At 60.8% G+C, this 12,793-nt stretch carries 11 protein-coding genes; 6 read left to right on the top strand and 5 right to left on the bottom strand.

Going from position 1 to position 12,793, the window contains the following annotated elements:
- Window positions 1-1,278 (bottom strand): ATP-binding protein, encoded by a 1,278-nt coding sequence (locus JV201_RS14190; RefSeq protein ID WP_219407109.1) that lies wholly within the window; start codon window positions 1,276-1,278, stop codon window positions 1-3.
- Window positions 1,279-1,986 carry a winged helix-turn-helix domain-containing protein gene (locus tag JV201_RS14185; protein WP_003217561.1) on the bottom strand — a complete coding sequence of 236 codons (708 nt, stop codon included), beginning with the start codon at window positions 1,984-1,986 and terminating at the stop codon, window positions 1,279-1,281.
- 246 nt (window positions 1,987-2,232) lie between these two features.
- Between JV201_RS14185 and JV201_RS14180 the strand changes: the two genes are divergently transcribed.
- Together JV201_RS14180 and JV201_RS14175 are read left to right on the top strand one after the other, a co-directional pair.
- Entirely contained in the window at window positions 2,233-2,619 is a 387-nt protein-coding gene (locus JV201_RS14180) for an ectoine synthase (RefSeq protein WP_003217559.1), read from the top strand.
- Between the two features lie 31 nt (window positions 2,620-2,650).
- Entirely contained in the window at window positions 2,651-3,850 is a 1,200-nt protein-coding gene (locus JV201_RS14175) for an MFS transporter (protein ID WP_219407108.1), read from the top strand.
- Here JV201_RS14175 and JV201_RS14170 read toward each other — a convergent pair.
- The gene (locus JV201_RS14170) at window positions 3,806-4,408 is read right to left on the bottom strand and encodes a tRNA-(ms[2]io[6]A)-hydroxylase (RefSeq protein ID WP_008431008.1); all 603 of its coding nucleotides are present in this window, start codon (window positions 4,406-4,408) and stop codon (window positions 3,806-3,808) included. The genes JV201_RS14175 and JV201_RS14170 overlap by 45 nt on opposite strands.
- 151 nt (window positions 4,409-4,559) lie before the next feature.
- Between JV201_RS14170 and JV201_RS14165 the strand changes: the two genes are divergently transcribed.
- Complete coding sequence (locus JV201_RS14165) at window positions 4,560-5,420, top strand: universal stress protein (protein WP_003217553.1); 861 nt, start codon at window positions 4,560-4,562, stop codon at window positions 5,418-5,420.
- Between the two features lie 353 nt (window positions 5,421-5,773).
- Here JV201_RS14165 and JV201_RS14160 read toward each other — a convergent pair whose 3' ends face one another.
- Window positions 5,774-6,244, bottom strand: a complete 471-nt coding sequence (locus tag JV201_RS14160; protein ID WP_003209237.1) for a DUF1289 domain-containing protein — start codon at window positions 6,242-6,244, stop codon at window positions 5,774-5,776.
- Window positions 6,245-6,638: 394 nt separating this feature from the next.
- On the opposite strand from JV201_RS14160, the gene acnB reads away from it, so the two are divergent.
- On the top strand, window positions 6,639-9,239 hold the full coding sequence (acnB, locus tag JV201_RS14155; RefSeq protein ID WP_003209239.1) for a bifunctional aconitate hydratase 2/2-methylisocitrate dehydratase: 2,601 nt from the start codon (window positions 6,639-6,641) through the stop codon (window positions 9,237-9,239).
- 33 nt (window positions 9,240-9,272) lie between these two features.
- Here the strand turns inward: acnB and JV201_RS14150 are convergent, their stop codons facing one another.
- Complete coding sequence (locus JV201_RS14150) at window positions 9,273-9,695, bottom strand: MerR family transcriptional regulator (RefSeq protein WP_219407174.1); 423 nt, start codon at window positions 9,693-9,695, stop codon at window positions 9,273-9,275.
- A gap of 69 nt (window positions 9,696-9,764) precedes the next feature.
- On the opposite strand from JV201_RS14150, the gene JV201_RS14145 reads away from it, so the two are divergent.
- Window positions 9,765-10,997 carry an NADH:flavin oxidoreductase/NADH oxidase family protein gene (locus JV201_RS14145; RefSeq protein ID WP_177027882.1) on the top strand — a complete coding sequence of 411 codons (1,233 nt, stop codon included), beginning with the start codon at window positions 9,765-9,767 and terminating at the stop codon, window positions 10,995-10,997.
- 78 nt (window positions 10,998-11,075) lie between these two features.
- Window positions 11,076-12,793 (top strand): ubiquinone-dependent pyruvate dehydrogenase (poxB, locus tag JV201_RS14140; protein WP_219407173.1); only part of this gene is annotated, 1,718 nt, incomplete at its 3' end.

Raw genomic sequence — 12,793 nt, 5'->3', positions numbered from 1 at the left:
CTACTCGGCATACGCCCAGGTCATCCGAAACGATGCCCCGCCCCACTCCGAATCCAGCACTTCAACCTGCCCGCCATGCCATTGGCACACCCGCCGCACCAGCGCCAGGCCGAGGCCGAAGCCACCGGTGCGCCGGTCACGGCTGGCGTCCAGGCGCAGGAACGGCTCGAAAATCTTCCCTCGCCCTTCCACCGGCACACCGGGCCCGTCGTCATTGACCCGTACTTCATAGCCGGTGCCAAACTTCACCAGCGACACTTCCACACGCCGGTCTGCATAGCGAATTGCATTGCGCAACAGGTTGATCACCGCCCGTGCCATAAAGCGCGGCTCGATACGGATGTAATCGACTTCACAGGTGCGCAGCAGCAACTGCACGCCTGCCGCCTCGGCCTCCAGGGCGACGCTGCCGATCACACTGTCGAGCCAGCTGTGGGCCTCGATGCTTTCCCGGGTGATCTGCGTGGCGCCGCGTTCCAGGCTGGCGTAAGTCAACAGTTCCGAGACCATTTCTTCCAGCTCGCCGAGGTCGGCATACATGTCGGCGATCAGTGCGCGGCTCTCCCGTGGATCGGCCTGTTGCCTGAGCTGGTCGAGCTCAAACGACAGCCGCGCAATCGGCGTACGCAGCTCGTGGGACACGGCGTTGGTCAACTCGCGCTGATTGGCGATCAGGCTTTCGATGCGCTCGGCCATCTGGTTGAAGTGCCCCGCCAGCTCGCGCACAGTAGAACGGCGCGGCAGCAGGATGCGCGAGCCGAGATCGTTGTCACCGAAACGTTGCGCGGCCAGGCGGATATGCTCCAGGTCACGCCAATGGGGCCGAACCCAGAAGTACAGGACAATCGCCAGGCACAGGCCGAGAAAGCCATAGGCCCACATGTACAGCCACTTAGGCTCTTCCGGCAGTTTGATTTCCAGCAGTTGGTTGCCGCCGTCGATGTTGGAGATGAACTCCATGAAATCCCCACGCACCACCAACTCGCCACTGGCCAGCAGCTGCTGCTCACGCTCGGTCAGTTTCAGCTTGTCCCGCTGCACCAGCGCCAGGCGCAGCCCATAGTGCGGTTGCAACTCGGCCAGGCGGGCGGCGCGCGCTTCCCCCGTCACCGGCCGCAATTGTTCCACCAGCCCATACGCCGGGCCGCGCAGGGCTTCGCGGTTGTAGGTTTCGTTGGCCTCCGGCAACAGCTCATCGAAGGTGTAGTTCACCAGCCAGATCGCCCCGGCCAAGCCAATGGCCAGGATGATATACAGACGCAGAAACAGCCTTAACATCTAGACCTCCCAGGCGAACGGATTGAACAGGTAGCCCTTGCCCCAGATGGTCTTGATGCACACCGGCTCCCGGGGGTTGTCATTGAGCTTGCCGCGTAGCTTGCTGATGTACACGTCGACGCTGCGGTTGAGCCCGTCAAAGGCAATACCGCGCATGCGGTTGAGAATGTCATCGCGGGAGAGGATTTTCCCGGCGGCGCTGGCCAGCAACCACAGCAGTTCGAATTCCATGGTGGTCAGGTCGATCTTCTCCCCGCCCAGGCTCACCACCCGGCAACTGCGGTCGATGGCCAGGCGGCCGAACTCAAGGGCGCCGCGCACCGTGGGTTCCGGCGCCTGGCGACGTTGCAGGGCGCGCAGGCGAGCCAGCAGCACAGGCGGCTTGATCGGCTTGATCACATAATCATCGGCGCCGGACTCCAGGCCGAGGATGTGGTCGAGGTCGTCTTCCTTGGCGGTGAGGATCACGATGGGTGTGTCGGACACGTTGCGAATTTCACGGCACACATGCAGGCCGCTCTGGCCGGGCAGCATCAGGTCGAGCACGACGATCTTCGGCTTGAACTCCAGGAACGCCGCCAGCGCCAGGTCGCCGCGGTGCACGGCCAGCACCTCGAAGCCATGCTGGGACAGGAAATGGGCGATCAGCCCTGCCAGCTTCTCATCGTCCTCCACGAGCAAGACCTTGCCGAGACCCAAGTTATCCATAAATTTCCAGTGCACGCGCGGATTGAAGTGTGCGCATTATAGGTGGCAAGCCGGCAGACTAAAGCAGCTGGCCATCACTGGCCGACGAAGCTTCATGCTTTTAAGAGTTTTTAACAGTTTCACCGCAGTCTTTAACTCGGTACCGTCCGCCAGATGCGCCCCACACGCTTTTCGGAAGTGTCGCTGATGACAACACCACAAACACAAGAGAATCATGGCCCTCTACCTACATAGCGGGAGAAAACCATGTTCGTTCGTCACAAATCAGACATAGAAAACACCGCGCACTTTGTCGAATGGGGCGCTGGCACCAGCCATCGGTTGCTGACGGAAAAGGACGGGATGGGTTATACCGTCTGCCACACCGTCGTGCGTGCCGGCACCGAGTCACTGCTGCAATACCGTAATCACCTGGAGGCTTGCTACTGCATCGCCGGTGAGGGTGAAGTCGAAGATATGGACGGTAACGTCTACCCGATCCGCCCCGGTGATATTTATGCGCTGGACCAACACGACTGCCATTATCTAAGAGGCGGAAAGGAGCAGGACCTGGTGCTGGTCAGCGTATTCAACCCGCCGCTCAAGGGCGACGAGCGCCACAATCTCACGGATAAATCCGGCTCCGGCTACTGACGACGATTTGACTCACGGACACGAGCACACCATGCGCAAGGATTACCTGGCTTTCTTCATTTCGTTGTTTCTGTCACGCCTGGCCGACCAGATTCTGTTGTTCATCGTGCCGTTGATCGTGTTCCAGACCACCAACAGTGTGTCGTGGGCGGGCCTGGCGTTTTTTGTCGAATCCTTGCCGCGGTACCTGTCGTTCCCGGTGTGCGGGGCGTTGTGCGACAAATATCCCGCCGTGCGCGTCCTGCATATCAGCCAGGTGTACCGGGCGCTGGCGTGTGTGGCGGCGGTGCTGCTGTATGGAATGTTCGACGGGATTTACTGGATTGTCATGCTTTCGGCGCTGTGCGGCGTGTTGACCACCCAGGGCATCATGGCCCGGGAGGTGCTGCTGCCGCATATCTTCAAGCATTACACCTACGCCAAGACCTTGTCCTACTCGCAGATTGCCGACCAGACCGGGCTGGTGCTGGGCCCGCTGGTGGCGGCGCTGATGTTGGGCGTCTGGGCCTGGCACTGGGTCGTGCTGGGGGTTGCAGGGCTGTTCCTGCTGGCGGACCTGGCGATGCGCAGCTGGCAACGCCACACCACGGTCAATCTTGAAACTTTCGAGCAGCACAACGACATCTGGCTGCAACCGTTGCGCGTTGCCTTCGGGCATATCCGCGACCTGCCGGAGCTGAAAAGGATTATCGCCCTGGCGGTGGGTGTGAACCTGATCATCGGCGTCACCCTCGCCACTTCCGCCGCGATGGTCATTGGCCAATACGCCGCCGGCAAGGACACCTACGCCGGGTTGCAGGCGGCCGGCGCGCTGGTGACCATCGCCATCCTGTTTTTCCTGGCGCGCGCTTCCCTGCCGCTCAAGGTGCTGGGCGGTTTGTCGTATTCGATGATTGCCGTGGGAGCGTTGATCACGGCCATCAGCCCGAATGTGTGGGCTTATGCCGTGGGTTTCCTGCTGCTGACCGGTTTCGACAAGATGTTCAACGTGTACATCCGCAGCGTCCGACAACGGGTAATCCCGGCCCGGGACTTTGGCAAGACGGTGGGCGTGCTGACCTTGCTCAACAACCTCTCGCAGCCGCTGGCCGGTTTGCTGATCGCACTGCTGGCGGCGCCGCTGGGGACGCAGGCGGTGATCCTGATACTCGCCGGGATCACCACGTTGCTCGGTGCAGCGGTTGCGTCAGGCTGGCACGCCGCTGTGAAAGCGGAACTCGACGTCCGGTGACTCGATCAGTTCCTGCTCGGCGGCACGTACACGGTCGATGACCTGGGCGATGTCCTTGGCGTCGCCGTACTGGTAAGCCAGTTTCAGGTAACCCTGGAAATGCCGGGCCTCGCTTTTCAGCAGGCCGAAATAGAACTTGCCGAGTTCTTCGTCCAAATGCGGCACCAGTGCTTCGAAACGCTCGCAACTGCGGGCTTCGATAAACGCGCCGACCACTAGGGTATCCACCAGTTTGACCGGTTCATGGCTGCGCACCACCTTGCGCAAACCCGAGGCGTAGCGGCCGGCGGACAGTTGGCGCAGCTCGATCTTGCGCTTCTTCATCAGGCGCATGACTTGCTCGTGGTGCACCAGTTCTTCCCGGGCCAGGCGTGACATCAGGTTGATCAGGTCGACGTGGGAATGGTACTTGGCGATCAGGCTCAAGGCGGTGCTGGCGGCCTTGAATTCACAGTTCTTGTGGTCGATCAGCAGGGTTTCCTGGTCGGCCAACGCGGCCTGGACCCAGCCGTCGGGGGTGCGGCAACCGAGGAATTCGTGGATTTCTGGCAGGTTCATCGGGCTCACGGGCAAAGATTCACAAAAGGCCGGCGATTATACCGACCGCGCCGCAGACCGCCAGCTACCGGGCTTGATGTGCATCAACATGACGTGTGCCGGGCAGCAACTATAGTTGTTCCACGCCCACCCTTTTTTGGAGAACCCGACCATGCAAGCCATACGCAGCATCCTGGTGGTCATCGAGCCTGAGCATTCGGAAAGCCTGGCCCTCAAGCGCGCCAAGCTGATTGCCGGCGTCACCGGGGCACATTTGCATTTGTTGGTGTGTGACAAGAAGCACGAGCATTCTGCGATGTTGAGCCTGCTGAAGGCCGGTTTGCAGGAGGATGGCTACAGCGTCACCACCGAACAGGCGTGGAATGACAGCCTGCATGAAACCATCATCGACGTGCAGCAGGCGGAGGGTTGTGGGTTGGTGGTCAAGCAGCATTTCGCTGACAGCCCGCTGAAAAAGGCGCTGTTGACGCCTGCCGACTGGAAGTTGATGCGCTACTGCCCGACTCCGGTGCTGCTGGTGAAGACGTCCAGGCCTTGGGCTGGCGGGGTGATTTTGGCGGCCATCGATGTGGGCAATTCTGATGCCGAGCATCAGGCGTTGCATAACGCGATCATTGATCATGGGTTTGATATCGCGAGCCTGGCCAAGGCGCAGTTGCATGTGATCAGTGCGCATCCGTCGCCAATGCTGTCGGCGGCGGATCCGGTGTTTCAGCTCAAGGAGACGATCGAGGCCCGGTATCGTGAGCAGTGCAAGGCGTTTCAGGCGGAGTTCGATATTGACGACACTCATCTGCATATCGAGGAAGGGCCGGCGGATGTGTTGATTCCTCACGCGGCGCACAAGTGGCAGGCGGCGGTGACCATCATAGGTACGGTGGCGCGCACCGGGATTTCAGGGGCGTTGATCGGGAATACGGCGGAGGTAGTGCTGGATGCGGTGGACAGTGATGTGTTGGTGCTTAAGCCGCAGGAGTTGATGGATCATCTGGAAGAGCTGGCTAATGGGTGAGTGTTGAAGTGCAAAATCAAAAGCTAAAGCGGGCACGGTCCACTGTAGGAGCTGGCTTGCCGGCGATGGCATCACCTCGGTGTGTCTGATGTACCGAGGAGCCTGCATCGCCGGCAAGCCAGCTCCTACAGAAAAGCAGCTCTGCTTTCGCTCTGGCTTTTGATCTGGCTTTTAACACTCAGGTCGGCTCTCAGGCCGCCGTGCCCTTGCTTTTGATCTTGATCTGACTGCCCCAATAAGCCCGAGGCCGAACGCAGGTATTGCGCAGCGGGTAAACCGGCAGGACGCCGGTTTAGCCGTTGTAAGGGCGGAACCATAAGCGGCCGTTACCCAAATAACGGATATGTACTCAATCACCCCCCAAACGCATCCCTGAGAAACCCCGGCGCGATATACCGCTGATAATGCGCCTCGGACAAAATAAAAAACTCCCGGTCAATGGCATCCCGCAACTCAGGCAACCCCCACTCCCGAAACTCCGGCATCAACACCATCCCGTAAGCCTCCAGATTGCTGATCACCCGCGCTCCCCGGGCAATCAACTGATACGCCCAGCAGTACTCCGACTGATGCGGCACAAACCGAATCTTGCGCTGCTCCAGCTGCCCCCGCAGCATTTTCGGGTCAAACACCTCAAGCTTCCCGGCCATCACCTGCACCAACAACTGCTCCAGCCGCAGCCAAACCGCACGTTTTTCTTCCTCGTTATACCCGTTCCACTGAATCACCTCATGGTGAAACCGCTTGCACCCCCGGCACACAAGATCGCCGTAAACCGTGGAGCACAGGCCTACGCAGGGGGTCTTGATGGTTTGGTTAGACATGGTCGACAACGCACAAATCAGCGAAACAGTTGCATATGTTAGCCCTTTGTCTAAGGTTGATCACCCTGCAAACTTGGCGCGGCAACTTACGTTTAGAATTTTTTTGCCGTAGAATCATCCGGCCTTGTAAGGCGCCAATAATCCGTTGGAAGCTGTTTTCAAAGCGTCACGAGCACAGTCGTTCCTAAAGAACGGTGTTGGCGATGGTTATTTACCCGGTAAATAGCCAGCGCCAACCCTCATCAGCTCCGTTCTGCAGGCGTAAAACTTTGAAAGCAGCTTCTGTGAGGATTGCCGGCAGCGCTGGCTCTACGGCCCAAAAAGCCCCTGAGCGCATGCGTGCCGTGCATTTCTGGATGAGCGTCCCGTGGGACCACTGATGAGGGTAATAACTGTGCTTGAAGCCTACCGCAAACATATCGAAGAGCGTGCAGCCCTGGGTATCGTTCCCCAGCCGCTTAACGCCGAACAAACCGCAGGCCTGGTCGAGCTGCTGAAAAATCCCCCGGCTGGCGAAGAAGAATTCCTCGTTGACCTGATCACCAACCGCATTCCACCAGGCGTTGACGAAGCTGCCTACGTCAAGGCCGGTTTCCTGTCTGCCCTGGCCAAGGGCGAAGCTACTTCTCCCCTGATCGACAAGAAACGCGCTGTTGAACTGCTCGGCACCATGCAAGGCGGCTACAACATCGTGACCCTGGTCGAGCTGCTGGACGACGCCACCCTGGCCCCCGTCGCTGCCGCCCAACTCAAGCACACCCTGCTGATGTTCGATGCTTTCCACGACGTCGCGGAAAAAGCCAGGAACGGCAACGAACACGCCAAAGCCGTGATCCAGTCCTGGGCCGACGGCGAGTGGTTCAAGAACCGCCCGACCCTGGCCGACAAGATCAGCCTGCGCGTGTTCAAGGTCACCGGCGAAACCAACACCGACGACCTGTCCCCTGCCCCGGACGCCTGGTCCCGTCCTGACATCCCGCTGCACGCCCTGGCCATGCTGAAAATGGCCCGTGAAGGCATCGTGCCGGATGAGCAAGGCAAGACCGGCCCGATGAAGCAGATCGAAGAAATGCGCGGCCAGGGCTTCCCGATCGCCTACGTCGGTGACGTGGTCGGTACCGGTTCGTCGCGTAAATCGGCCACCAACTCGGTACTGTGGTTCTTCGGCGACGACGTGCCTTACGTGCCGAACAAGCGCGCTGGCGGCTTCTGCTTCGGCAGCAAGATCGCTCCAATCTTCTACAACACCATGGAAGATGCCGGCGCACTGCCAATCGAGTTCGACGTTACCAACATGAACATGGGCGACGTGATCGACCTGTACCCGCATGCTGGCAAAGTCACCAAGCACAACAGCGATGAAGTCCTGACCACCTTCGAAATGAAGACCCCGGTCCTGTTGGACGAAGTCCGTGCCGGCGGTCGTATCCCGCTGATCATCGGCCGCGGCCTGACCGAGAAGGCTCGCGCCGAGCTGGGTCTGCCACCTTCGACCCTGTTCAAGCTGCCGGAAGCCCCGGCTGAAAGCGACAAGGGCTACACCCTGGCGCAGAAAATGGTCGGCAAGGCCTGCGGCGTGGCTGGCGTTCGTCCAGGCACCTACTGCGAACCGAAGATGACCACCGTCGGCTCCCAGGACACCACCGGTCCCATGACCCGTGACGAACTGAAAGACCTGGCGTGCCTGGGCTTCTCCACCGATCTGGTAATGCAGTCGTTCTGCCACACCGCGGCCTATCCAAAGCCGATCGACGTGACCACCCACCACACCCTGCCTGACTTCATCATGACCCGTGGCGGCGTATCGCTGCGTCCGGGCGACGGCATCATCCACAGCTGGCTGAACCGCATGCTGCTGCCAGACACCGTCGGTACCGGTGGTGACTCCCACACCCGCTTCCCGATGGGCATTTCGTTCCCGGCCGGTTCCGGCCTGGTAGCGTTCGCCGCAGCCACCGGCGTCATGCCGCTGGACATGCCGGAATCGATCCTGGTGCGTTTCAAAGGTGAAATGCAACCTGGTATCACCCTGCGTGACCTGGTTCACGCCATTCCTTACTACGCGATCCAGGCTGGCCTGCTGACCGTAGAGAAGAAAGGCAAGAAGAACGCCTTCTCCGGCCGCATCCTGGAAATCGAAGGCCTGGATAACCTGAGCATCGAACAAGCCTTCGAGCTGTCCGACGCCTCGGCTGAACGTTCGGCTGCCGGTTGCACCATCAAGCTGTCGAAAGAATCCATCACCGAGTACCTGAACTCCAACATCACCCTGCTGCGCTGGATGATCGGTGAAGGCTACGGCGATGCGCGTACCCTGGAACGTCGTGCCCAAGCGATGGAAGCCTGGGTTGCCAACCCTGAGCTGATGGTTGCCGATGCTGACGCCGAATACGCTGAAATCATCGAGATCGACCTGGCCGACATCAAGGAGCCTGTGCTCTGCGCGCCAAACGATCCGGACGACGCCCGTCTGCTGTCCAGCGTTGCAGGCGAGAAGATCGACGAAGTGTTCATCGGTTCGTGCATGACCAACATCGGTCACTTCCGCGCTGCCGGTAAACTGCTGGATCAGGTCAAGGGTCAGCTGCCAACCCGTCTGTGGCTGTCGCCGCCGACCAAGATGGACGCTCACCAACTGACCGAAGAAGGCTACTACGGCATCTACGGCAAGGCTGGCGCGCGCATGGAAATGCCGGGCTGCTCGCTGTGCATGGGTAACCAGGCACGTGTAGAGCCGAACTCGACCGTTGTGTCGACGTCGACCCGTAACTTCCCGAACCGTCTGGGTGACGGCGCAAACGTCTACCTGGCTTCGGCCGAGCTGGCGTCGGTGGCTTCCATCCTGGGTCGCCTGCCGACCGTCGAGGAGTACATGGAATACGCCGCGAAGATCAACACCATGGCCAGCGACGTGTATCGCTACCTGAGTTTTGACCAGATCGCCGAGTTCCGTGAAATTGCTGCAAGCGCCAACATCCCTGTGGTTCAAGCCTAAGGTTTTGTTGCTGTAAACGAACGCCGCGTATCGTCAGATACGCGGCGTTTTTTTATGCGCCTCGATTGAGGCCCAGACCTTGTCCTGCGCCTGGGTGCACGGCGTGCCTTCCGGGTGTGCCTGGATCGTGGCGATCACCGCGCGTAACTCTGCCTTGCTCTGGTCCATTCGGGCTTGAAGCTCTTCTATCTGCGCAATCCTGCGCTCAAGCCTCAAGATGATATCGGCGCGTTTCGCCTCGCTCGGCGAATCGTCGGGCATCAGCGCCTTCAACTCCTGCAAGCTGAAACCGGCGCGCTGAGCGCCCTGGATCAATTGCAGCGTCTGCAACGTCTGCATGGGATAACGGCGATAGCCATTACCTTGTCGCTCGACCTGGATCAGCCCCTGGGCTTCGTAAAAACGAATCTTCGAGGCTGCCAAGCCGCTGCGTCCCGCCAGTTCACCAATATTCATCGCCAACCCCATTGACCTTAAAGTGACCTTTAAGCTTAGCCTGAGCGCTCCCAATGTGAGGAGTCAAGCATGTCGCCCTTTGAAGCGTTGCAATTGCCCAACGGCCAGCTCATCAGTAACCGCATCGCCAAGGCGGCGATGGAAGAGAACATGGCGGATGCGAACCAGGCGCCTTCCGAGGCCCTGATGCGCTTGTATCAAGCCTGGGCCGACGGCGAGCCCGGCCTGATCCTGACCGGCAACGTGATGATTGATCGACGTGCCATGACCGGCCCCGGCGGCGTGGTGCTGGAAGACGAACGTCACCTGGACAAGTTTCGCCAATGGGCCGCGATTGGCCGGGCCAAGGGCGCGCAGTTCTGGGTGCAGCTCAACCACCCGGGCCGTCAGACCATGGCCAACCTCGGCCAGCAGGCCCTGGCACCTTCGGCGGTGGCCCTCGATCTCGGCGGCTTTTCTAAGATGTTCGCCCAACCCAAGGCCATGACCGAAGAAGATATCCAGGACGTCATCACGCGCTTCGCCACCAGCGCGCGTCTCGCCGAAAAGGCCGGCTTCAGCGGTGCGCAGATTCACGCGGCCCACGGCTACCTGCTCAGCCAGTTTCTCTCGCCCTTGAGCAACCAGCGCACAGACCGCTGGGGCGGCAGCGTTGAAAACCGTGCGCGGCTGTTGCTGGAAGTGATCAAAGCCGTGCGCGCCGCCGTGAGCGCGGATTTCTGCGTGGCGGTGAAACTCAATTCCGCCGACTTCCAGCGCGGTGGCTTCGACGCCGCCGACGCCCGCTCCGTGGTCGAACTGCTCAACCCGCTGGCCATCGACCTGCTGGAACTGTCCGGCGGCAGCTACGAAGCCCCGGCCATGCAAGGCGAGGCTCGCGACGGACGCACCCTGGCCCGCGAAGCCTATTTCATCGAGATGGCCAGCGACCTGGCGAAAGTCGCCAACATGCCGGTGATGGTCACCGGCGGCATCCGGCGCTTGCCGATCGTGCAGCAAGTCCTGGACAGCGGCATCGCCATGGCCGGGATCGCCACCGCGCTGACCCTGGAGCCGCACCTGATCAAGCAATGGCGCGCCGGCCGCGATCTCAACCCGCAATTGCCGCCGATCCGCTGGAAGCGCAAACCCCTGGCCAGCCTGGCGAGCATGGCAGTGGTGCGCTATCAGCTTCGCCGCCTGAGCCGTGGCCGCCAGCCGAAACCCGGGGTGACTCCGCTGCTGGCGTTGATAAAAGACCAACTGTTTATCGCCCGCCGCACTCGGCAATATCGCGCTGCGATGACCAATTCTTCACATTGAGCGGGGAGCATTCAGCGCCATGGAACTGTCCTTAACTGATCAGCAGCTTTTTACCCTCACTGACGATTGGAGTTCTTCATGGCGAAAATCACCCTGGCCCAGCAATTGGCGACCACCCTTGAACAGGCGGGCATCAAGCGCATCTGGGGCCTGACCGGCGACAGCCTCAACGGCCTGACCGACTCCCTGCGCACCATGGACAGCATCGAGTGGATGCATGTGCGCCACGAAGAAGTGGCCGCGTTTGCCGCCGGTGCCGAAGCCGCCGCCACCGGCGAACTGACCGTATGCGCCGGCAGCTGCGGCCCCGGCAACTTGCACTTGATCAATGGCCTGTTCGATTGCCATCGCAACCACGTGCCGGTGCTGGCCATTGCCGCACAGATCCCCTCCTCCGAGATCGGCCTGAACTACTTCCAGGAGACCCATCCCCAGGAGCTGTTCAAGGAGTGCAGCCACTTTATCGAGCTGGTGACCAACCCCGAGCAGATGCCTCACGTGCTGCACCGTGCCATGCGCTCGGCGATCCTCAACCGCGGCGTAGCGGTGGTGGTGATTCCAGGGGATGTGTCACTGTTGGAAGTAGAAGATAAATTCAAACCGTGGCCGGCCCTGCTGGCACCGCGCACGTTGCCGGCGGAACAGGACCTGCAACGCCTCACCGACATCCTCGAACACAGCGGCAAAGTCACCCTGCTGTGTGGCAGCGGCTGTGCCGGCGCCCACGATGAGGTGGTGGCCCTGGCCGACGCCCTCGGCGCGCCCGTGGTGCATGCCCTGCGCGGCAAGGAACATGTGGAGTGGGACAACCCGTTCGACGTCGGCATGACCGGCCTGATCGGCTTCAGCTCCGGCTACCACGCCATGCTCAACTGCGACACGCTGATCATGCTCGGCACCGACTTCCCGTATCGCCAGTTCTACCCGACCGACGCAAAAATTATCCAGGTCGACCGCAACCCACAGGCACTGGGCCGGCGTGCCACGCTGGACCTGGGCATTGCAGCTGACGTCAGCGAGACCATCCAGGCGCTGCTGCCGCGCCTGACCCGCAAGACGGACCGCAGCTTCCTCGAAACCTCGCTCAAGCATTATGAAAAAGCCCGCCAAGGGCTGGATGACCTGGCGGAACCGTCAAAGGCCGGCAGGCCAATTCACCCGCAGTATGTCGCGCGCCTGCTCAGCGAACTGGCGGACGACGACGCAATCTTCACCGCCGACGTGGGCTCGCCGACAGTCTGGGCGGCGCGTTACTTGAAAATGAACGGCAAGCGCCGGTTGATCGGCTCGTTCAACCATGGCTCGATGGCCAACGCCATGCCCCAGGCCATCGGTGCGCAAGCCGCGTTTCCCGGGCGCCAGGTGATTTCGATGTCCGGCGACGGTGGGTTCACCATGCTGATGGGTGACTTCATCAGCCTGGCGCAGCTGAACCTGCCGGTGAAGCTGGTGGTGTTCAACAACTCTTCTTTGGGCTTCGTCGCCATGGAGATGAAAGCAGCGGGCTACCTGGATACCGGCACCGAGCTGAAAAACCCGGACTTTGCCGCCATGTCCAACGCCATGGGCATCCTCGGCATTCGCGTAGAGCAGTCCGAAGACCTGGAACCGGCCCTGCGCCGCGCACTGGCCCACGACGGCCCGGTGCTGGTGGACGTGGTCACCGCCACCCAGGAACTGGTGATGCCGCCGAGCATCAAGCTGGAACAGGCCAAGGGCTTCAGCCTGTACATGCTCAAGGCGGTGATGAGCGGACGCGGTGATGAGGTGATCGAGTTGGCGAAAACCAACTGGCT

This window comes from Pseudomonas sp. Colony2, assembly GCF_019382755.1.
Taxonomy (GTDB): domain Bacteria; phylum Pseudomonadota; class Gammaproteobacteria; order Pseudomonadales; family Pseudomonadaceae; genus Aquipseudomonas.
The sequence above is the reverse complement of the archived record's forward strand: the minus strand, read 5'-3'. Positions and strand labels throughout refer to the sequence as shown.

Excerpts from the sequence above, each read along its gene's own strand:
- JV201_RS14190 (WP_219407109.1), bottom strand. The coding sequence starts at position 1,278 with ATGTTAAGGCTGTTTCTGCGTCTGTATATCATCCTGGCCATTGGCTTG.
- JV201_RS14160 (WP_003209237.1), bottom strand. The coding sequence starts at position 6,244 with ATGTCTAACCAAACCATCAAGACCCCCTGCGTAGGCCTGTGCTCCACG.
- JV201_RS14165 (WP_003217553.1), top strand. The coding sequence starts at position 4,560 with ATGCAAGCCATACGCAGCATCCTGGTGGTCATCGAGCCTGAGCATTCG.
- JV201_RS14180 (WP_003217559.1), top strand. The coding sequence starts at position 2,233 with ATGTTCGTTCGTCACAAATCAGACATAGAAAACACCGCGCACTTTGTC.
- JV201_RS14150 (WP_219407174.1), bottom strand. The coding sequence starts at position 9,695 with ATGAATATTGGTGAACTGGCGGGACGCAGCGGCTTGGCAGCCTCGAAG.
- JV201_RS14170 (WP_008431008.1), bottom strand. The coding sequence starts at position 4,408 with ATGAACCTGCCAGAAATCCACGAATTCCTCGGTTGCCGCACCCCCGAC.
- JV201_RS14145 (WP_177027882.1), top strand. The coding sequence starts at position 9,765 with ATGTCGCCCTTTGAAGCGTTGCAATTGCCCAACGGCCAGCTCATCAGT.
- JV201_RS14185 (WP_003217561.1), bottom strand. The coding sequence starts at position 1,986 with ATGGATAACTTGGGTCTCGGCAAGGTCTTGCTCGTGGAGGACGATGAG.
- JV201_RS14175 (WP_219407108.1), top strand. The coding sequence starts at position 2,651 with ATGCGCAAGGATTACCTGGCTTTCTTCATTTCGTTGTTTCTGTCACGC.